Here is a 20,157-nt window from a genome sequence, read left to right as displayed (position 1 = left end):
GGCGGGTTTCATCACAGCAGGGCGAGAAAACATCATACATCCCAATCACCCATTAATCACCCCTTAATGTTCGATAGTTCGGAGCAAAATTGTTATAATTTTGTGAAGAGAAGAACATTCGATAGACCATTGCCAAGGAGCATCCCATGAAAAGCAAGGGCTTGATAAAGGCAGGTTTGCTGTTTCTGGTCGTCGGATTGGTTGTGCTGGTTGGCTGGATGGAGCAGGTGCAGGCACGGGCGTTGGGGCAAGATTCAGACGTGACCCGCGGCGCTCTGCTCTACGATAACTGGTATGCGGCATTAGGGGTTCAACCGCCGCAGGGCAACATGCCCATCTGGGATCGCCAGACGACCAATACCCGCAGTGGAGCCGAAACGTGGCGGTGTGTTTCCTGCCATGGATGGGATTATCAGGGCAAAGACGGCGCCTACCGCGAGGGAAGCGACCGCTATACCGGTTTTCCGGGGGTTTTTCCTGCCGTCACTCAAAGCACCGAAGAGGACATTGTGGCAACCTTGAGCGGTAAAAAAGATCCCCAGCACGATTTTTCTCCCTATCTTTCTGAATCGGACTTAAAAGCCCTGGCGCATTTCCTCAAAACCGCACTGATCAACGACAACGAGTATATTGACCCAAAGACCTTCAAAGTCCTCGGGGGGGATTCCGCCAGTGGTAAAGCCCTGTATGAGGCGCAATGCGCACGCTGTCACGGAGAAGATGGCACCACCCTGCGTTTCCGCTTTGAAGGACGGGATGCGACCCTGGGCACTCTGGCACAACTTGATCCGTGGCGTTTTCTGCACAAGACGCGTTTCGGTACCCCCGGAACGGAGATGGTGATCGGATATGAATTGGGGTGGACGGCTCAACAGGGAAGAGATGTTTTGCTGTATGCCCAGAGTCTTCCCTCCGGCATGGAAGTCCAGCAGTCCCCCTCTCTGGGTGAAGCCACTCCTGCGCCGGCGGCTCAGCCGGGCGGTCCTGCCCGAAATGTCCTTACAGGGGTGCTCACCGCCTTTGGGGCGTTGTTCACCGGGCTGGGGTTTGCGCTCGTACTGGGCGTTTTCCTGATTGGTGTGATTTTTGTCATTGTCTGGGTCATTCGAGGAAAGAAACAGTAATTCTCTGCAAGTCGAGCCTGACGAAGAAAGGAGCCTCGTTTCATGTCCAAACTTATTCCATGGTACTTGCAGCCGTGGTTTCGCATTACGATAGGCATCGTGGTGCTGATTTTACTGGGGGGCGCTGTCGGCGGTATTTACCTGACGCAACAACCCCCTCCGCAACCGATTCAATTTCCGCATAACTTCCATGTGGGTGCGGGCATCCCCTGTCTTTATTGCCATCCCGGGGCGCAATGGGGGGCAAGTGCAGGGTTACCCTCTTCCAGTCTGTGCTGGGGATGCCATCAGCAGGTTGCCAAGACCAAAACTTCCCCCGAACTGCAAAAACTGGCGCAGTATGTGGCTAACGGCGAGGAAATCCCCTGGGTGCCGGTCTTCATTCAACCTGATTTCGTCCGGTTTAATCATCGTCCTCATGTTGCTGCTGGCGTGGCTTGTGAAACCTGCCACGGGGATATGAAAAAAGTGACCGTTGCTCAACCCATTCCCCGCCAGAATATGGGCTGGTGTCTGGATTGTCACAGCAAACAGCCCAAAGAAAAGTGGGCGCGTCTTTCCGACTGTTCGCTTTGCCATTACTAAAAAGCCGCGAAAGGACAGGTATGAGCGAGAAACTTACCCGCCGAAATTTTCTAAAACTCACCGGATTGGGGATTGCCGCCACAGCGGTACTGACGGGATGCGGTCCGGCTTCCCGTTATGTCCTGCGGCGCCCTTATACCGAGATGCCGGAATACAGCCAGATTGGCAAAAGCACCTATTATGCCACCGCCTGCCGCGAATGCCCTGCAGGGTGCGGGATGATCATGCGTACCTTTGAGGGACGTGCCATCAAAGCCGAGGGCAATCCGGCGCACCCGGTCAACCGTGGAAAACTCTGCCCGCGAGGGCTCACAGCAGTGCAGGGGCTGTACAACCCGGACCGCTACAAAACCCCCGTGCGCAGATCCCGGCGCGGAGATGCTCGCACGGAAGCCCTTTCCTGGGATGAAGCCATTGAAATCGTGCGTTCTGCATTGAACGGTGACCCTCAGCGGGTAGCCTTTTATCTGGGCTTGAATGCCGATCATGTGTTTGATTTCGTTGAGGAACTCACCCGGACGAAAGGGATGCCTGCGCCTGTGCGGTTTGGTGCTCTGGGCATGTTTGAAGCCCGCGCGACGCTGGTAGAAGCCGCCCGTCAGGTGTTTGGGAAAGCCACTTTACCGTTCTTTGATCTGGCTGACGCCGATCTGGTGCTGTCGTTTGGCGCGAATTTCCTGGAAACCTGGCTCTCGCCGGTGGCTTACAGCCGTGCCTTCGGCGATTTCCGCCGCAGGGGGGAGCCTCTGAAAAAGCGGGGTTATCTGGTGGCGTTTGAGCCTCGTCTTTCCCTCACTGCCGGAAGCGCAGATGAATGGTACCCCCTCACCCCAGGCACAGAGGGCGCGGTTGCCATGGCGTTGGGCAAACTGCTTGTCGAAAGCGGCGCTGTGCGTATGCCGGAAATGCTGGAAAACAACTACCGCGGCGTCAATGTGGAGGCAGTCGCTCAAGCCGCCGGTATTCCGCAGGAAAAACTGGAGCATCTGGCGCAGTTGATTGCCCGCGCAGAGCGTCCCCTCTTTTTACCGGGTGGCGGGGCACTGGGACATGCCAGTGGGCTTGAAAACGCCCTGCAAATTTTCGCTCTTAATGTGGCGCTGGGTCGGGTTGGACAGCCGGGCGGCGTGTTCCTGATTGCCGGAGAAGAAAAAGCCGACTCCCTGGAATCGGTTCAAACTCTCATTCAGCGCATGCAGGCGGGAGAGGTGGATACGCTTTTCATCCATGGCGCCAATCCGCTGTTTGAACTCCCCAAATCGCTGGGGTTTGAACAAGCCTTAAGCAAGGTCCGGCAGGTAATTTCCTTTGCCACTTTCCCCGATGAGACTTCCCTGTTTGCAGATTACGTCTTCCCCGATCACAGCCCGCTGGAAGGTTTTGGGTATGTTCGCGTGCTGGCGGGCACTCCGCGGTTTGCCATTTCTGCGGCACAGCCGGTGGTGGTTCCGTTGTACGATACGCGCGCGACCGTGGATGTGCTGATCGCCGCTTCGGGTTTGCCCTATACCGACGAGGTAGACTTCATCCAGCAGAAACTTCAACCGGTTTTCCAGCGCAGTGGTGCTCCAGAACTGGCGACCTTCTGGGCGCGTTTCCTTCAACAGGGCGGCTACTGGGAGGATGTGGGAGAGTCTCCGGATTCGGCGGATCTCAGCACTGTCCCGGCAAAGGTGCTTTTACCCGAGCGTGCCGGAGAAAAGACTTTCCATCTGGTGGTGTATCCCACGCAGATGGGCGATGGCAGTGGCGCCAACCGTCCCTGGTTACAGGAAACCCCTGACCCGATGACCACAGTCATGTGGAATACCTGGGTGGAGATTAACCCCAAAACGGCTGAAGAACTGGGTATTCATAACGATGATATTGTGCGGCTGGTATCCTCTGCCGGGCAGATTGAAGCGGTAGCCTATCTCTACCCCGCCATTCGTCCCGATACGGTTGCCGTCCCCTTTGGACAGGGGCACACGGCGCTGGGGCGTTTTGCTGAGGGGCGCGGAGTGAATCCGGCAGAGGTCATTCAGAGTCTGACCAACACTGTCGGAGATCTGGCAGTGGGCGATACAAAAGTGCGCCTCGAACCTACCGGTAAACGCCGCCCGCTGTCCCGGCTGGAATCGAAGAGCGGGGTTTACGGAGAACATTAAAGGTGTCAGCAAGTCATCAGGAGGAGCAATATGGCTGAAGAAAAGCAAACAGGTCGCTGGGGTATGGTCATTGATCTGGATGTGTGCACGGGATGCAACGCCTGTGTGACCGCCTGCGCCATGGAAAACAACATCCCCTGGACGGGCGAGGAAGATGCCGGTTATGGACGCGGGATGCACTGGATTCGCGTTCAACGGTACTGGGAGGGGGAGTATCCAGATATTTCTCCCCATTATCAGCCGGTGATGTGCCAGCAGTGCGGACGCGCTCCCTGCGAACCGGTTTGTCCGGTATTTGCCACCGTGCACAGCGAAGAACAACAAATCAACCTGCAGGTGTACAACCGCTGTATCGGCACCCGTTACTGCGCCAACAACTGTCCCTACATTGCCCGCAGTTTCAACTGGTTCGATTACAGTCAGCAAATCCCCACGCCGATGAATTATTACCTCAATCCAAACGTGACCGTTCGGCGGCGGGGTGTGATGGAAAAATGCACCTTCTGTGTCCAGCGCATTTACGAAGGGCAGGAACGCGCCAAAGCCGAAGGGCGGGCTGTCCGGGATGGCGAAATTGTCCCTGCCTGCGCACAGGCCTGTCCAACTGATGCGATTATTTTTGGCGATTTGAGCGATCCGGACAGCCGGGTGAGCAAGGCGGCGCGTAATCAGCGGCGTTATACCCTGCTGGAGGAACTGGGCACTGAGCCAAAAGTCACCTATTTGAAGGGAGAGGGAACCTATGGCGGTTGAAGCAAAATCTCTGTCCACCCCTATCCACGGCGTTGATGATGAAGAAGCCGAACTGCGTGAGCAGTTGATGTTTGACCCTCGCCCTCGCGAGGAACTCAACCGCATGGTGATGGAGTCCATGGTGCATACCACCCCACGCTACTGGGCTGTGGTGGCGTTTCTGGCGGTGGTAGTGCTGGTATGCCTCTTCGGCGCCTGGGGTTATATGATCGCAACCGGTATCGGGCTTGCCGGGGTGCGTAAACCCGTGTACTGGGGGGTATTCATCGTCACCTTTGTGTTCTGGATTGGCATCAGTCATGCGGGTACGTTTGTCTCTGCCATTTTGCGGGTCTTCAAGGCTGAATTTCGCCGTCCGTTTACCCGCGCCGCAGAATTAATGACCACCTTTGGTCTGGCGGCGGGTGCGCTGTACCCGCTCATTCACCTGGGGCGGGTATGGGTGTTCTACTGGATGATTCCCTACCCCAATGCGCGCTGGCTCTGGCCCAATTTCCGCTCTCCACTGGTGTGGGATTTTCTGGCAATCACCACGTATCTGTTGTCCAGCACCATTTATCTGTATCTGCCGCTCATTCCCGATCTAGCCATGGCGCGTGACCGCACCAAGGGATGGCGGCATGCGGTGTACAAGGCCCTGGCGCTGGGATGGCGAGGCACCGAGGCAGAATGGGCGCGGTTACGTAAAGCCATCACCATTTTCGCCTTTGCCATCATCCCGGTGATGTTCTCGGTGCATACCATTGTTTCGTGGGACTTTGCTGTTTCGCAAACGCCGGTATGGAACTCTACCATTTTCGGCCCTTATTTCATCGTAGGGGCAATTCTCTCCGGTGTCTCGGCGGTGGTGACCATTCTGGTTATCCTGCGCGCCACGCTCAAGCACATGGATTACTTCATCCGCAAAGAACATCTGGACGCGCTCGGGAAACTGTTGCTGGTGTTCTCCATGGCATGGGCGTATTTCTTCTTCAACGACTATCTGGTTTCCTGGTATGGCGGCTACGAAGCGGTGCGGAAGGTGCTCTTCTTCCATTCCAGCGGTCCTGATGCGTGGATCTGGTGGTCAATGATCGTGTTCAACGTGGTGATTCCATGGTTGACGTTATGGAACCGCCGGATTCGCCGCACGCCCTGGGTAATGCTCATCATCACCCTGTTGATCAACGTGGGTATGTACTTCGAGCGCTACACCATCGTTCCCATGACACTTGCCCATCAGCGCTTCCCCTTTGACTGGGGAACGTATGTCCCGCGCATTGAGATCATCATTTCCATCGGCACGCTGGCGTTGTTCATCCTGCTTTACATGCTGGCTTCACGCTTCATCCCCATGGTGCCGGTCTGGGAAGTGCGGGAAGGTCAGGAAGCCCACATGATTCGCCAGATTGGAAAAGCCAGAGTTCCAACGGTTTCGGAACTGGAATAAAAAGGAGGAGATATGCCGCGAGACATTGTTCATCTGGCGCTGTTCAAAGAAGAACAGTTAAACGAAGCCGCAGAAGCCATTCAGGTGTTGCGGGAGATGGGCATCTCCGACCACGAGATTTCGGTCATCTCCGGAGCGCCTCTTCAGGAAAAAATGCTTGGACGTCCCATGACCTGGACGCGCATTCCACTGATTGGTATTTCCGGAGCGCTGGTGGGTTTCCTTACCGCGTTGTTCTTCAACTTCGGTACGCCTTTGCTGTATCCCATTCGGGTAGGCGGTATGGCATTTCAGACCATCCCGACCTCGTTTGTGACCATTTTTGAACTGACCATGCTGGGTTTGCTCATCAGCACCTTCATTGGCGTGTTTGTGGAGACAATTTCTCCCTCTTATGGGCCGCAGGGATATGATGAGCGCATCAGCGATGGGTATATTGGGGTGTTGTTTTCTGCTCCGGCGGAACTGGATGCCAGAATGCACGAAGCCCTGACCGCCCTGGGCGCTGAGATTGTTCATCGAGCGGAGGCAAAGAAACTATGGCTGTTCTGAAACGTTTGCTGATTGTCTTGGGGCTTGCTGTAACCCCTTTGCTGGTGGGGTTGCTGTTTACTTACGACATCATCAAAATTGAGTGGGTCAGTTTCATGGAAATCCAGCCCTCATTTGGGACGCAGGAAGACCCTCTACCGTTGCCTGCCCGCTCGGTGCCGATTCAGGGCGCGGCGTATATTCCTGAACTGGGTGCGCCGACCAATCCTGTCCCTGCCGATGAAGCCTCTCTTCAGCGGGGCAAAACCCAGTACGAAATCAACTGCCAGATCTGCCATGGAGCCACCGGTAAGGGCAATGGTCCCTTTGCGGCATTCCTCCAGCCCCGCAAACCGGTCAGTTTACTGGAAGGCAGGTCGGTTACCCTCTCCGACGGGGAACTGTTCTTGACCATCACCAATGGGGTGGAAGGCGCCATGCCATCCCTCATCCAGAATTTGCCGGAACCCCAGATGCGTTGGGATGTGGTGAATTACGTGCGTTTCCTCCAGAAACAGGCCAATCCTTGAGGCGCAAGTCCCCCCTCTTATTCCCCCGCCGTGATTGTACGGTGGGGGAATTTTTTTGTGAAAAACATCACAAAATGGATTGTGTGGGTGCAAAAAATCGGATTTGTATATAATATAAATTAATCTTTTGGAGTGGAGGGAACGATGTATTCCAGAGTTGAGGATATCCTGCGGGAAAAGGGAAGCCAGGTCTGGGCGGTTTCTCCCGACGATACCTTGCTGACCACAATCCTGCGGCTGGCAGAGAAGAATGTGGGGGCTTTGCTTGTCCTGGATGGGGATCGTGTTGCGGGGATTGTCTCTGAACGCGATATTGTCCGGGAAATCGCCCGTCATCGTGCCTGTGTGCTGGATGCGCCCATCAAAGCCTTCATGACCGAAGAGGTCATTACTGTTACCCCTCAGACGACGGTGGAAGAATGCATGCAATTAATGACCCGTGCTCACATTCGCCACCTGCCAGTCGTTCAGGAAGGGAAACTGGTGGGAGTGATCTCTATCGGGGATGTGGTGAAGAAGGTCATCGAAGGGCAGGCGACGATGATTGATGACCTGGAGGGGTATATCACCGGCGATAAGTTCGGGCGTTAAGCCGGTTTTTGTCCCCAGTGGATGGCGACGGTACCAAAATTCAACCGGCGGAATCCGGCGTGAGTCAATCCTGCCTGCTCAAAACGAGCCTGCAATGCTTCTGCACTGAGAAAAGCCGTACTGGTTTCTGGCAGGTAGGTGTAAGCATCGGGAGCCATGGCAATCAGCCTTCCCAGGAGGGGGATAATCCGTTTCATATAAAAGCGCACAAAGGGAGAAAGAAAGTTTTCCTGCGGGCGGGTAGTGTCCAGCGCTACAATCCATCCCTGCGGACGGAGCACCCGCACCTGTTCTTTAAGCGCGGTATCCAGATCGATGACGTTTCTTAACAGGAATCCGGAGACGACTGCATCGAAAGTTTGATCGGGAAAGGGGAGATGCAGAGCGTCTGCATCGCACCACTGCTGTGGCTGGGAATGGCGTTGTTGACCCACCCGCATCATTTCCAGGGTAAAATCGGCAGCCACAACCTGAGAGGTGGGTTCCTGCTGCAGGGCTTCGCGCGCCAGGTCGCCTGTTCCCGTTCCCAGATCCAGCAACCGGCTGTGGGGGCGCAGATGGGCGCGGCGGATGACTTCTTTCCGCCAGCGCAAATCCATGCCAGCAGTCATCAGCCGATTCATGAGGTCATATTGCCGTGCAATGCGGGTGAACATGCCACGGACAGCTTGAGCGCGTTCTGGACCTTGAAGGTGCTGTGCCATTTATCGGTTGGGTACCCAGACGAGGATGGTTGTGCCGTTTCCGGGCTCGGAGGAAAACTCGATTTCACCACCAGCCTGGTGGGCGCGGGTTTGCATGTTGGCTAACCCATGTCCAATGACCTGCCGCGTTTTGCTTACGTCAAAGCCCACGCCATCATCGTTAATTTCCAGCAGGGTGCGCTGATTGCTTGTCCACAGGGTAATGCTGACATGGCGGGCATGGGCATGTTTGGCAATGTTTGCCAGCGCTTCCTGACAGATGTGAAAGAGCGCCAGTGCCGCCGGCTGGGGCAAATTGATACTTTCATTGGGGATGGCCTGCAACTGCACTTCTACCTGCGTGTTGGCGCGGAATTCCGCCACCAGCCGCCTTAATCCGTCCATCAGATTCTCTTCGTGCAGTTTTCGCGGGCGCAGGTCCAGGATATAGGCGCGGATATCACGGATGGTGTTGTTTAAGTCGGTGATAGCCTGATCAATGCGCTGTCTGGCGGCTTCGGGATCGTCGTTCATCAGCAGGCGGGCGTGTTCCAGAGTCAACCCGACTGCGTAAATGTCCTGGATGATGCCGTCGTGCAGGTCCATGCCAATGCGCTCGCGCTCTTCCAGCACCGCCAGACGGCGTTGTTGCACGTTGAGGTAGGTGTTTTCCAGCGCGGTGCTGACCCAGAAACTGATTGCCGAGAGGAACTGGGTTTCCAGTTCATCAAAGGGGAGGGTATGATTGATGCCTGCACAGAGCACGCCCAGCGTTCCGGTGCGTCCCTGCAGGGGGAAACATGCCAGGTAGCGGACATCGCTTTCCAGCAGTGCCGGGTGGAAGGTCTCTGTTTCGGCAGGATTTTGTGGCCTGGCAAGGTCAATAATGCGGGGCGTTTGCGCCAGGGCGATATTTCCGACGATCCCATCACCCAGACGAAAAGAGGTGCTTAACCATAAGTGCGGAACGGCTTCCCCTTGATGGACACATAGATTTAAGAACGGGCTGTCATCCTCGCGCAGATAGATTTCTCCTACCTCTAAGTCCAGATAGTCCATCAATTGCTCCAGCGCCTTGCCCAGAATCTGACGCACATCGCTGGAGGTTGCCAGCGTACTTGCCATCTCGTTGAGCAGTGCCAGGTTTTCATTGCGTCGGGTCAGTTCCGCTTCACGCTGGGTGATTTTCTGCAACAGACGGGCATTCGCAAGGGCTACTCCGGCATAGGCTGCCAGCATTTCGATGACCGCCTGATCGTCAGCAGTGAATTCCGGCGCGTCAATTTTGTCGGTCAAATAAATCTGTCCGAGGTTCTGATCCGCATGGCGGATAGGTACGCCGAGGAAAGATTCCATGGGAGGGTGGTGAGGCGGAAAACCCACACTGCGCGGATCATTGGAAATCCGTGCCAGGCGAATGCTCTGGGTGCCGCGCATCAGTGCGCCAATCAATCCCAGACCTTTCGGCGGGTGCGCCATGCGGGCAATCTCTTCATGGCTCATGCCTACCGGGATGAAGCGGGCAAGGTTGCCGTTCTCGTCCAGAATGCCAACAGCGGCATACCGGGCGCCAACCTGTTCGCGAGCCAGATGCGCAATCCGTTCAATCAGGGAGTCAATGCTGATATCGCTTACCAGTTCAAGACTGGCGCGGTGTAATGCTGCCAGACGATCTAATAATTGTTCCCGGGTAAGCAGGCTGGTTTCCATAAAGGTTTCTTTTATTTTACCTGATATTGTCCAGATTGTTAATACACGATTGTTCTACATTTCACAATCGGGTGTACAGCCTTCCTGCGGGAATTGCTGGAAATGGAGCGAAAGAGTCCGGTATAATCAGCATTGGAGGTTGCCATGTTCGATCACATCCTGAAGCGAAAACAAGAAGAGGAAGCCATGCGCGCCGCGGGGCGTTTACCCCCCGGACAGGCGCTGACCCAGAAGTTCCCCGTCCTGCATTACGGACCGGTGCCTACATTTAATCCTGCTACCTGGGATTTTCGGATATGGGGTGAGGTGGAACAGCCTTTGAGGTTGACCTGGGAGGAATTTAATCAGTTGCCCCGAACGCAGGTGAAAATGGATTTGCACTGTGTGACCAAGTGGAGCAAATTTGATACCGTTTGGGAAGGGGTTTCGGTGCGCTCCCTGATTGATTCAGGACTGTTGCGTCTGAAGCCGACCGCGCGTTTCGTCATGCAACACGCTGAATACGGCTTTACCGCAAATTTGCCGCTGGAGGTGGTTTTGCAGGATAATTTCCTGCTGGCTACTCACTATGACGGCAAGCCGCTCGAGCCGGAGCATGGTTACCCTCTGCGCGGGGTGATCGGTTTTATCCCTGACCGCCCCGACCTGAAAACCCCTTACCTCTGGAAAGGGGCAAAATGGCTGAGAGGGTTGGAGTTTATGGCGCAGGACCGTCCCGGCTTCTGGGAGATGGCGGGTTATCACAATGAGGCGGACGTCTGGAAGGAAGAGCGTTACGGTTAATCCCGACTCAGGCTCTTAAAAATGTGCACCGCGCGGCAACTCCGCGCGGTTTTTCATGGGTAGTTTGTTATAATTGCAGTGCCGAAGGTGGGAATCGAACCCACATTCCTTTCGGAACGCGATTTTGAGTCGCGCGCGTCTGCCTGTTCCGCCACTTCGGCTCGGTCTGTACTGAGTATAAACAAAATTTGCAGAAGGGTCAAGGTTCTGAATTTATGAAATTAGGTATCATTGGCTTACCTCAATCGGGAAAAACTACCCTTTTCAATGCCTTAACGCGGGGCAATCAGCCTACCGGAATGGCATCCGGTAAACTGGAGGTGCATACCGCTGTGGTGGATGTGCCGGATCCCCGTGTGGATCGTCTGGCGGAGATGTTTAAACCCAAAAAGACCATTTACGCCAAAGTGACCTATGCCGATATTGCCGGGCTGGAGGGGAGCGCGGCAAAAACGGGCATCTCCGGGGCATTGCTCAACCAGTTGACGCAGATGGACGGTTTCATTCAGGTGGTGCGCTGTTTTGAGGACGAAAACGTTCCTCATCCTGCCGGAAGCGTTGATCCCTTGCGTGATCTGGCGAGCATGGAGAGCGAACTCATCCTCAACGATTTGATCTCAGTGGAGCGCAAACTTGAGCGCCTGAACGAGGAGCGCAAAAAGGGCGGCGGGCGCGATAAAGCCACCATCGACCGGGAGATTGCCCTGTTTGAGCGTTTCCACGAAGCCCTGGTGGCAGAAAAGCCTTTGCGCGATGTGGATGTGGACCCCGAAGAAGAAAAAATGCTCTCCAGTTTTGGCTTCCTGAGCCGTAAGCCCATGCTGGTGGTTCTCAACATCTCCGAGGGACAGCAGCCACCTGTAGTGGATTACCCTCACCGCCACAGCAAGGTGGTGGCTTTACAGTGCCGTCTGGAGATGGAAATTGCCCAGTTGCCTCCGGAGGAAGCCGCGGCTTTCCTGCAAGAATACGGCATTGACGAGCCCAGTTTGAATAAGATGATTCGCCTGTCCTACGACCTGTTAGGGTTGCAATCCTTCTTCACCGTCGGTCCCGATGAATGCCGGGCGTGGACGGTTCGTAAGGGCGCGACGGCTCCCGAGGCGGCAGGGGTCATTCACAGTGATTTACAGAAGGGTTTTATCCGCGCCGAGGTGATGACGTATGACGATCTCATGGCGCTGGGCGGGGTGAACGAGGTCAAAGCCCACGGTAAACTGCGCCTGGAAGGCAAAGAGTATATCGTTCAGGATGGCGATATTTTAAACATCCGTTTCAATATTTAGAAAGGAGGAAGGGAGCCGGAGGGAATCCCTTTGCGCTCCCTTTTGTTTTAAGATGGTCGCCTTTGAGGCTGTAATTGGTCTGGAAATTCATGCAGAACTGCTGACCCGTTCCAAAATGTTCTGTTCCTGCCCGGTGGTCGATTCGACACAGGCGGAGCCCAATGTGGCGGTTTGTCCAATCTGTGCCGGAATGCCGGGCACTTTACCGGTGATCAATCGCCAGGCAGTGGAACTTGCCCTGCGCGTTGCTCTGGCGCTGGGATGCCAGATCCATCCGGTCAGCGTGTTTGCCCGGAAGAATTATTTTTATCCCGACTTGCCCAAAGGGTATCAGATTTCGCAGTACGAACAACCGCTGGCAGTGAACGGGATTCTGCCCATTGAAACCGAATCGGGATGGCGTGAAATTCGCATTCGCCGGGTTCATCTGGAGGAAGATACCGGTAAACTGAGCCATGTTCATGCCGATGGAGAAGTGTACTCTCTGGTGGATTTGAACCGCGCCGGAGTGCCCCTGCTGGAAATTGTCTCCGAGCCGGATTTGCGTTCGGCACAGGAAGTGCGTGCGTACGCTCAAACCCTGCGCATCCTGTTGCGCACCCTGCAAGCCAGTTCCGGGGATATGGAAAAGGGGGCACTGCGGATTGAGCCCAACATTTCCGTCCGTCCGGCTGGAAGTTCCACCCTGGGCACGCGGGTTGAAATTAAAAACCTGAACAGTTTTCGCTCCCTCGAACGCGCTGTAGCCTATCAGATTGAGGTGCAGGTGGGAAAACTTTCCCGGGGTGAGGTGGTAGAGCAGGAAACGGTGGGATGGGACGAAGCGCAGGAAATCACGTTTTCTCAGAGAAGCAAGGAAGAAGCCCACGACTATCGCTATTTTCCCGAACCGGATTTGCCTCCGCTGGTGGTGACTCCGGAATGGGTGGAGTCCATTCGTGCCGCTTTACCGGAACTGCCATGGGAGCGTCAACGCCGGTATGTGGAAGCCCTGGGGCTGGCTCCCGCTGAAGCGCGCCTGCTGGTCAGCGATCCCGCGCTGGCAGATTTCTTTGACCGCGTTGTTGGTGCCTTGAAAAGAGCCCCCGCACGTATGGCGGCAACCTGGGTGACGGGGGAATTGCTTGCCCGGCTGAATGAACAGGGGCAAACCCTGGAAGTCCTGCGCCTTTCTCCGGAGGGTTTTGCGGATCTGCTGGATCGCACGGTGGAAGGGCAAATCAACCTGAATACTGCCAAGGGAGTTTTGCAGGAAATGTGTATGTCGGGCAAGCCTGCCGTGCAAATCATTGCAGAACGGGGGCTGGAACAGGTGTCTGATCCGGAGTGGATTGCCCGCATCGTTGCGCAGGTGTTGCGCGAAAATCCTGCAGAACTGGACAAATACCGCTCGGGAAAATCAACCCTCTTCAACTGGTTTTACGGACAGGTGATGCGCCTGACGCGGGGCAAAGCCAATCCGCAGATGGTGCGCGAGGAACTGACCCGTTGCCTGGAGGATCAGGTTCGCGGAGAATCCTGAACTTCTGCAAGCAGGTCGTCCAGCCTACGGTAGAGGGTCAATCCGTGTGCGTTTGCCCATTCTTCAAACCCCAGCCAGAGTGCATCGGCTTCTTCGAAAATGGCTTGAGCATCGTTCAGGTTGCCCTGAAGGATGCGCCGCAGAAAGGCGTCAAACCCTGCCGGGCGGTCAGGGAGTTGTAAGGCTTCGTCATACAGGACCGAACTGCTGGTGTACAGATGGCGGTTCCACAATCCTGCAATGCACACAGAAAAGCGCGCCGCGTAAAAGGCACAGGTGGGTACGCTGTGGGTGCTGCCGGTCGCCCGTGCGTTGCGCAGTTTTCCGATGATTTCGTATAAATCGCCGATGAGGGCTTCTTCCAGCACTGTGCGGATTTCCTCTTCCGGGTGGTCGAAGACGCGCTCTCGAGCCCGGGCAAACCATTGTGCATCCCCCAGAAGCGGCAGCACATGCGCATAGCCTCCATGGGTGATGGACCAGTCGCTGTCCAGTTCTGCCGCCTGCGCCAGGAAGATTTCCGGGCTGTACAGGTTTACTTCTGCTTTCCAGGGACCTTCCGACCATTCCAGCGTCTGTTCGGGCTCCATTCCCTCAATCAGAACGTGCATCTCAATATCTGAAAAGGGACCATCGCTCTGGCGTGCCAGCGAGCCGTAGAGTCCCGCGGCAAGGGTGCGCCTGCCAAAGTGCGCCTGCACTTTGCGGGCAATTTCCAGCGCTCGCGTCATGCGAATTTCATGGGAAAAGGGTTGCGGACCGGCAATCATGTGGCATTTTCCTTTCTCTGGTTTTAACGGTTCTGGCCTGTGTGTCCAAAAAGAGGGAAGCAGGCGTGAATTTCAGGTTGGAAACGAGGAGAGCCGTGAGAAAACTTTTTGAATATTGACTTATAATTAAAATTGTAACTGCTTTATTTGAGGAGGGTCAAAAATGGACTATCGCATGCTGGGTAGAACTGGGGTGATGGTTTCACCGCTTTGTCTTGGAGCCATGAACTTTGGCGGTCCTACGGCAGAAGAGGACTCTATTCGCATCATTCATCGGGCACTGGATGCCGGGATTAACTTCATTGATACTGCGAATGTGTACAATGCCGGGCAGTCTGAAGTGATTGTAGGCAAGGCGCTCAAAGAGAGCGGCAGGCGTGACTCGGTTGTGCTGGCAACGAAAGTGTACGGGAAGATGGGGGAAGGTCCCAATGAGAGCGGTGTTTCCCGGCTGCACATTCTGAAAGCCTGCGAAGACTCCCTGCGCCGTCTGCAAACTGATCATATTGATCTGTATCAACTGCACCGCCCGGGTTTACAGGTTCCTGTAGATGAAACCCTGCGCGCCTTTGACGATCTGGTGCGCTCGGGCAAGGTGCGTTATATCGGTTGCTCCACCCATCCCGCGTGGATGGTGATGGAGGCACTGGCGGTTAGCGAGAAGTACGGTCTGGCGCGTTATATCAGCGAGCAACCCCCCTATAACCTGCTGGACCGACGCATCGAAAATGAACTGGTGCCGCTGGCGCAAAAGTACGGACTGGCGCTCCTGCCGTGGTCGCCGCTGGCGGGCGGTATTTTGTCCGGACGCTATTCCAGCGGGGAAATTCCCGGCGGTTCCCGCGCCGAACGGATGGGCGCCATGTTCCAGGAGCGCATTACCCGCCGGGGAGTGGAGGTTGCCCGGAAAGTGGCGCAAATGGCGCAGGAACGCGGCATGACCCCCTCTCAACTGGCGCTGTTGTGGTGTAAGGATCAGCCCGGCATTACCTCGCCGATCATTGGCCCGCGCACGCTGGAGCACCTGGAAGAGTTATTGCCTGTGCTGGAGATGCGTCTGAGCGATGAAGACCGTCCGCTCTTTGATGCGCTTGTTCATCCCGGGAATGCGGTTGCTGATTTCCACAACAGCAATGAGTGGATGAAAGCCCGAATTACGGATTGAGCCTATGAGCCTGTTACCTGTGGGTTTGCTTTCGCTGGTCGAAGACAGCCTTGCATGGGACGGCTTGACCGTGCAGGTGCGCAGTGAGCCGCGCCTGCGCCGCACCGTTCACCGCCTGGTGGAAGTTTCTGCGCTGGAAAAAGGGGAACGCGCCGCATGGGCGCGTTTTCTGGTGCGCGGAGCGGCGCAATCTCTGGGCATTTTTCCTGCTTCCATAGAGGCATTGTACCGGGCGCGTGCGCGAGGGGAGGTCCTGGCTACATGGACTGCTCCAGCCTTCAATTTGCGCGTGCTGCCCTTTGAGGGGGCACGAGCCGTCTTTCGCGCTGCCCGCCGCCTGGATGCCGGGATGTTCATTTTTGAAATCGCCCGCGTGGAACTGGACTGGACGGGGCAAAGTCTGGCGGAGTATGCCACTGCCGTGCTGGCGGCGGCAATTGCCGAAGGCTACCGCGGTGCGGTCTTTCTGCAGGGAGACCATTTTCAAGCCTCGGCAAACCGTCCGCGCTGGAAGGAAAAGACCACCCTTGAGGCGCTTATCCGCGAGGCGGTGCTGGCGGGGTTCTTCAACATGGATCTGGATGCCTCCACGCTGGTGGATCTCCGCCATCCTCAGGTGCAGGATCAGCAGTTCGATAATGCCGTCCTGACCGCCAGTCTGGTGGCATTTGCCCGTTCTCTACAACCTGAAGGGGTTTCTTTTTCTCTCGGAGGGGAGATTGGCGAGGTGGGAGGGCATGTCACTACTGAAGAGGAACTGCATGCCTTCATGCATCTTTTCCGGCGCGCGCTCCACGCGCTTTCCGGCGATGCGGCGGGTTTGAGCAAGGTGAGCATTCACACCGGCTCTGCCCACGGCGGGATTGTCCTTGCGGATGGTTCTTTTGCGCCGGTGAACATTGATTTTGAGGCTATCCAGCGTCTCGGTCAGGTGGCACGGCAGGTTTACGGGATGGGCGGGGTGGTTCAGCATGGCGCTTCGACCCTGCCGCTGGATCTTTTTCCGGCATTTGTGCGTTACGGCACGCTGGAGGTGCACCTGGCAACGGCTTTCATGAACACATTTTTTGAGCACCTGCCCGAGGATCATCTCCGGGCGGTTCAGGCATGGCTGGATGCCCGTTATCGCAACGAACGCCGTGCCGATCAGAGCGATGCCCAGTTCTACGCCGCGGTGCGTATGCACGCGCTGGCGCCTTTTAAAGAGACCTTCCTGCGTCTGCCGGAGGAGATCCATGAGGCGGTGATGCAGGACTGGGAAGAACAGTTTGTCGTATTGATGGAACGCCTGGGATGCGCCGGAACGCGATCCCTGGTCAGCCAGTGGGTTGATCCCCGTGCAGTGCCGTTTTACCTGGAAGATTACTGGATGCAATCCACGCCCTCAGAGGATATGTCCGATCTGGCAGGGTAGGGGCAACGGGTCAGAACGATCCCGGTAACGGAGACGGTCATCCCTCCCCGCTTTTCTGCCCTCTTTCATGAAAACTTCCTTTCGGGGGGACGCATTGCATCGTTTCTCCGCTTATTCAATGGTCACGCCTCAAACTCTTCCAGATCGTTTTCGTCGGGTGGATCATTGTGGTATGTCTCGGAGCATTCGTCGCAGATTGCACAGTTATGAAACGGCGGATCGTAATCTGCTTCCATCAGCGCTTCGCAGTGCACGCAGTGAGTTGAGCCTCATAAAGCAGTTCTTCAGACATTCTTGAAAACTCCTTTCGTGTTTTGAATCTTAACGGAGAGCACGCTCCGTTTTTTTTTTGTGTTCGACGCGGTCTTCAAGAGGTTTTCCAATCAGATTGGTTTGAATATTTGTGGAACAGGACGGCGATTGTCATTTTCCCCCTTCGCCGTTTTTACTTGAATACCCTTTCGGGTCTTCTTTGATTCAGACATATTGTGGGTCGCTATGATTTGAGCGCAATCGCTCAAATGTCTTAATACCCTTTCGGGTCTTCTTTGATTCAGACACACCGGCTACGGCTAAACCGTCTTAATACCCTTTCGGGTCTTCTTTGATTCAGACCGACCTACTGGGGCAATGACGTGGACGAGATAAGAGTGTCTTAATACCCTTTCGGGTCTTCTTTGATTCAGACAAAAAATGGAACTCACGAAAAAAATCGCGCTATATATAAAGTCTTAATACCCTTTCGGGTCTTCTTTGATTCAGACTCTGAGGCAACATGGACGAAAAGCGTGAATTACTCATTGCAGTCTTAATACCCTTTCGGGTCTTCTTTGATTCAGACTAATTGCGCAAGACTATGAAAGATATTGGGTTGATGTTTATGTCTTAATACCCTTTCGGGTCTTCTTTGATTCAGACCGTCGCACCTCTTCAGGATTTCGCTCCAAACCCTATCCGTCTTAATACCCTTTCGGGTCTTCTTTGATTCAGACTGTACAAGGAAGCACTTGAGAAAAATCCTCTCAGAAAGTCTTAATACCCTTTCGGGTCTTCTTTGATTCAGACCCATGGGCGGCTTTGCGACGCGCGAGCCCGTGTCACGTGCGTCTTAATACCCTTTCGGGTCTTCTTTGATTCAGACCGACACGCCAAGCCTTCTCCCAATTTTCGAGAGAATGTCTTAATACCCTTTCGGGTCTTCTTTGATTCAGACAAACAGACGCTAGGGGTGACATCCTGTTCACCGCCGTGATGTCTTAATACCCTTTCGGGTCTTCTTTGATTCAGACCCACAATCCCTTGACTGCGCCACCATGCAGCAATCTCATCTGTCTTAATACCCTTTCGGGTCTTCTTTGATTCAGACCAAGAGCCACGTGAAAGACGTCTTCCAGTCCGTCTGGAGTCTTAATACCCTTTCGGGTCTTCTTTGATTCAGACTGACCTTCAAAGATTTAAAGACTGTGAAAATCGCGGGAGCGTCTTAATACCCTTTCGGGTCTTCTTTGATTCAGACCAAATGCCAGAAGTTCCCGTTCTACCTGGTCACGAAATGCGTCTTAATACCCTTTCGGGTCTTCTTTGATTCAGACTGCACTTTTGCCCATCCACTACCTGCCGGTAGAAGTGCCCCCGCAGGGGGAACTGTTTCCAGAATAGCACATCTTTTTTCAAAAATCAAGTCTTTTTCCATGCCTTTCTCTCCGGCAGAGTGGTTTCGTCTTCCACCTGCCCGATTTTTGCGTACCCCCCCTGAAAAAATGCCCCGAAATGCCCTGAAATGGAGGGGGGGTACGCAAAATCCTTTTAAATCACGGTGACCTGCGGTGGTGGGGTCACATGTCCTTTTCCTTCAGTTCGGATTTCCTGCCGGCAGGCGGCGCACAGGCGGTAAATGCGCAAACTGTCTTCTTCCGTCTTCATGATTTTCCTGCATCGGCGCAAAAGATGTTCCAGTTCGCGCGCGGTCAGGTAGGCTTCAAACACACTGCCCTGCACGCGCACCCCCAGCGATTCCATCAGCCGCGCCAGTTTCAGACGGCGGCGGTCGTCGCTGATATCGTATGCCAGCACGTAAAAACTGCGCCCTTCGCTCATCAGCGGAAGCCCATATCCTCATAGCCTGGTCGGTCTTCCAGAATGCGGTGCGCAATCTGGCGTGCCTGCTCGATGAGGCACTGGCGCATCGTTAACGACTGTTTTGCCAGTGGATGGGTGAAGCGCGTGTCCATACGTTCTTCAAAGGCGTAGATGAAGTCGCGTTTTCCGGTCTCATCCAGCACAACCGGGCGTTCGGGAGGTCCCGGCGTAAATTGATCGGGGCGAATCTTACCCGAACGACATACCCACAGCACGACCCCGTCCACCAGTGGGCGAAATTCCTCCAGCAGGTCTAACCCCAGCGCCGGACGGTTGTATGCCACCTCGTGAAGGAAACCGGCGTAAGGGTCCAGTCCCACCGCCTGTACGGCGGCGGCGCAGTCCTGCGCCAGCAGGGTGTACCCCAGTGAAAGCAGGGCGTTGACCGGATCGGGCGGCGGGCGTCTCAGGCGGGCGTCAAACTTCCATTCGGGGTCAAAGAGCCGCCGGTAGCCGCTGAAGTATGCCGCTGTAGCCGCTCCTTCCAGCCCGCGCAGACTGGAAAGACTGGTTTTGCGTTCGACCTCATCTATGGCTTGCCCCATCCGCTCGATCACTTGAGCAATCTCTGGATCCGATTGCGGGGGACGGTTGTGCCGTTGCAGCAGGGTGCGTTGATGACGCAACTTGGCGCGCACCAACCCTTTTGCCATTTCGAGGATAAACGCCGGCTTTTCCAGGGCGCGGTACTGTGCCCGCCGGAGAGGCACATGCGGGGTCAGCGTTCCGTTCAGCGAGCCGCGGTAATCGCCATCGCGGGTCAGAAAGATGACCGGAATCCCTTCATAGAGCAGAGCATCAATGAGCGGCGTGGTCAGCCCGATGTTGCCGAACAGCACAATTTCAGAGACCTGACCGATGGGAATCTGGACCAGCACCTGCGTACCTTCATCGGTTTCCTGTTCCACCTGCACGCGCCGGTTGTTCAGGCGTAATTTGCTGTTTTGCTGGACGACATACAGTGGAGGCATGTCTTTCTCCCCCTTGAAAAAATT

General features: G+C 55.3%; 19 protein-coding genes, 1 tRNA gene and 1 CRISPR repeat array. Of the genes, 13 read left to right on the top strand and 7 right to left on the bottom strand.

From position 1 onward, the window contains the following. Positions 1 to 146: 146 nt before the first annotated feature. The 8 genes from LHF31_RS01430 (at position 147) to LHF31_RS01395 (ending at position 7,690) form a co-directional block, all read left to right on the top strand. Positions 147 to 1,124 carry a c-type cytochrome gene (locus tag LHF31_RS01430; protein WP_303773262.1) on the top strand — a complete coding sequence of 326 codons (978 nt, stop codon included), beginning with the start codon at positions 147 to 149 and terminating at the stop codon, positions 1,122 to 1,124. Between the two features lie 42 nt (positions 1,125 to 1,166). Next, positions 1,167 to 1,709: a cytochrome c3 family protein gene (locus tag LHF31_RS01425; RefSeq protein ID WP_298009095.1), complete on the top strand. Its 543-nt coding sequence runs from the start codon at positions 1,167 to 1,169 to the stop codon at positions 1,707 to 1,709. A 20-nt stretch (positions 1,710 to 1,729) separates the two neighbouring features. Next, positions 1,730 to 3,856 carry a molybdopterin-dependent oxidoreductase gene (locus tag LHF31_RS01420; protein ID WP_298009093.1) on the top strand — a complete coding sequence of 709 codons (2,127 nt, stop codon included), beginning with the start codon at positions 1,730 to 1,732 and terminating at the stop codon, positions 3,854 to 3,856. 30 nt (positions 3,857 to 3,886) lie between these two features. After that, on the top strand, positions 3,887 to 4,609 hold the full coding sequence (locus LHF31_RS01415) for a 4Fe-4S dicluster domain-containing protein (protein ID WP_303773261.1): 723 nt from the start codon (positions 3,887 to 3,889) through the stop codon (positions 4,607 to 4,609). Next, positions 4,599 to 6,038, top strand: a complete 1,440-nt coding sequence (gene nrfD / locus LHF31_RS01410; RefSeq protein WP_298007812.1) for an NrfD/PsrC family molybdoenzyme membrane anchor subunit — start codon at positions 4,599 to 4,601, stop codon at positions 6,036 to 6,038. The genes LHF31_RS01415 and nrfD overlap by 11 nt, the downstream gene beginning before the upstream one ends. A gap of 12 nt (positions 6,039 to 6,050) precedes the next feature. Next, on the top strand, positions 6,051 to 6,590 hold the full coding sequence (locus LHF31_RS01405; RefSeq protein ID WP_298007814.1) for a quinol:electron acceptor oxidoreductase subunit ActD: 540 nt from the start codon (positions 6,051 to 6,053) through the stop codon (positions 6,588 to 6,590). Next, positions 6,578 to 7,099 (top strand): cytochrome c, encoded by a 522-nt coding sequence (locus LHF31_RS01400; protein ID WP_298007816.1) that lies wholly within the window; start codon positions 6,578 to 6,580, stop codon positions 7,097 to 7,099. The genes LHF31_RS01405 and LHF31_RS01400 overlap by 13 nt, the downstream gene beginning before the upstream one ends. A gap of 144 nt (positions 7,100 to 7,243) precedes the next feature. Further along, entirely contained in the window at positions 7,244 to 7,690 is a 447-nt protein-coding gene (locus tag LHF31_RS01395) for a CBS domain-containing protein (protein WP_303773260.1), read from the top strand. On the opposite strand, the gene LHF31_RS01390 is transcribed toward LHF31_RS01395, so the two are convergent. Beyond that, the gene (locus LHF31_RS01390) at positions 7,687 to 8,394 is read right to left on the bottom strand and encodes a ubiquinone/menaquinone biosynthesis methyltransferase (protein WP_298010056.1); all 708 of its coding nucleotides are present in this window, start codon (positions 8,392 to 8,394) and stop codon (positions 7,687 to 7,689) included. The two genes, LHF31_RS01395 and LHF31_RS01390, sit on opposite strands and share 4 nt — an antisense overlap. Continuing rightward, the gene (locus LHF31_RS01385; protein WP_298010053.1) at positions 8,395 to 10,083 is read right to left on the bottom strand and encodes a GAF domain-containing sensor histidine kinase; all 1,689 of its coding nucleotides are present in this window, start codon (positions 10,081 to 10,083) and stop codon (positions 8,395 to 8,397) included. A gap of 144 nt (positions 10,084 to 10,227) precedes the next feature. Here LHF31_RS01385 and LHF31_RS01380 point away from each other — a divergent pair, with 144 nt between their 5' ends. Continuing rightward, complete coding sequence (locus LHF31_RS01380) at positions 10,228 to 10,866, top strand: sulfite oxidase-like oxidoreductase (protein WP_298010050.1); 639 nt, start codon at positions 10,228 to 10,230, stop codon at positions 10,864 to 10,866. A 79-nt stretch (positions 10,867 to 10,945) separates the two neighbouring features. On the opposite strand, the gene LHF31_RS01375 is transcribed toward LHF31_RS01380, so the two are convergent. After that, positions 10,946 to 11,027, bottom strand: a tRNA-Leu gene (locus LHF31_RS01375). A gap of 54 nt (positions 11,028 to 11,081) precedes the next feature. Between LHF31_RS01375 and ychF the strand changes: the two genes are divergently transcribed. Together ychF and gatB are read left to right on the top strand one after the other, a co-directional pair. Further along, positions 11,082 to 12,152, top strand: a complete 1,071-nt coding sequence (gene ychF, locus LHF31_RS01370) for a redox-regulated ATPase YchF (protein ID WP_298010047.1) — start codon at positions 11,082 to 11,084, stop codon at positions 12,150 to 12,152. Positions 12,153 to 12,204: 52 nt separating this feature from the next. Continuing rightward, complete coding sequence (gatB, locus tag LHF31_RS01365) at positions 12,205 to 13,674, top strand: Asp-tRNA(Asn)/Glu-tRNA(Gln) amidotransferase subunit GatB (RefSeq protein WP_298010044.1); 1,470 nt, start codon at positions 12,205 to 12,207, stop codon at positions 13,672 to 13,674. Here the strand turns inward: gatB and LHF31_RS01360 are convergent. Then, positions 13,653 to 14,444, bottom strand: coding sequence for a kanamycin nucleotidyltransferase C-terminal domain-containing protein (locus LHF31_RS01360; protein WP_298010041.1), 792 nt, complete (start codon positions 14,442 to 14,444; stop codon positions 13,653 to 13,655). The two genes, gatB and LHF31_RS01360, sit on opposite strands and share 22 nt — an antisense overlap. A gap of 163 nt (positions 14,445 to 14,607) precedes the next feature. Between LHF31_RS01360 and LHF31_RS01355 the strand changes: the two genes are divergently transcribed. Both LHF31_RS01355 and LHF31_RS01350 read left to right on the top strand, forming a co-directional pair. Beyond that, positions 14,608 to 15,609 (top strand): aldo/keto reductase, encoded by a 1,002-nt coding sequence (locus tag LHF31_RS01355; protein WP_298010038.1) that lies wholly within the window; start codon positions 14,608 to 14,610, stop codon positions 15,607 to 15,609. 4 nt (positions 15,610 to 15,613) lie between these two features. After that, positions 15,614 to 17,023, top strand: coding sequence for a class II fructose-bisphosphate aldolase (locus tag LHF31_RS01350; protein WP_298010035.1), 1,410 nt, complete (start codon positions 15,614 to 15,616; stop codon positions 17,021 to 17,023). Positions 17,024 to 17,145: 122 nt separating this feature from the next. Here LHF31_RS01350 and LHF31_RS01345 read toward each other — a convergent pair whose 3' ends face one another. The 3 genes from LHF31_RS01345 to cas1 form a co-directional block, all read right to left on the bottom strand. After that, positions 17,146 to 17,277 (bottom strand): hypothetical protein, encoded by a 132-nt coding sequence (locus tag LHF31_RS01345; RefSeq protein ID WP_298010032.1) that lies wholly within the window; start codon positions 17,275 to 17,277, stop codon positions 17,146 to 17,148. Between the two features lie 269 nt (positions 17,278 to 17,546). After that, positions 17,547 to 18,615: direct repeats of the CRISPR family, unit length 36 nt; unit sequence GTCTTAATACCCTTTCGGGTCTTCTTTGATTCAGAC. Positions 18,616 to 18,829: 214 nt separating this feature from the next. Next, complete coding sequence (gene cas2, locus LHF31_RS01340) at positions 18,830 to 19,120, bottom strand: CRISPR-associated endonuclease Cas2 (protein WP_303773254.1); 291 nt, start codon at positions 19,118 to 19,120, stop codon at positions 18,830 to 18,832. Continuing rightward, the gene (gene cas1 / locus LHF31_RS01335; RefSeq protein ID WP_303773252.1) at positions 19,120 to 20,133 is read right to left on the bottom strand and encodes a CRISPR-associated endonuclease Cas1; all 1,014 of its coding nucleotides are present in this window, start codon (positions 20,131 to 20,133) and stop codon (positions 19,120 to 19,122) included. Before cas1 ends, cas2 begins: the two co-directional genes overlap by 1 nt. Positions 20,134 to 20,157 lie beyond the last annotated feature (24 nt).

The organism is Anaerolinea thermophila (assembly GCF_020723905.1).
Lineage (GTDB): Bacteria > Chloroflexota > Anaerolineae > Anaerolineales > Anaerolineaceae > Anaerolinea > Anaerolinea thermophila_A.
The sequence above is the reverse complement of the archived record's forward strand: the minus strand, read 5'-3'. Positions and strand labels throughout refer to the sequence as shown.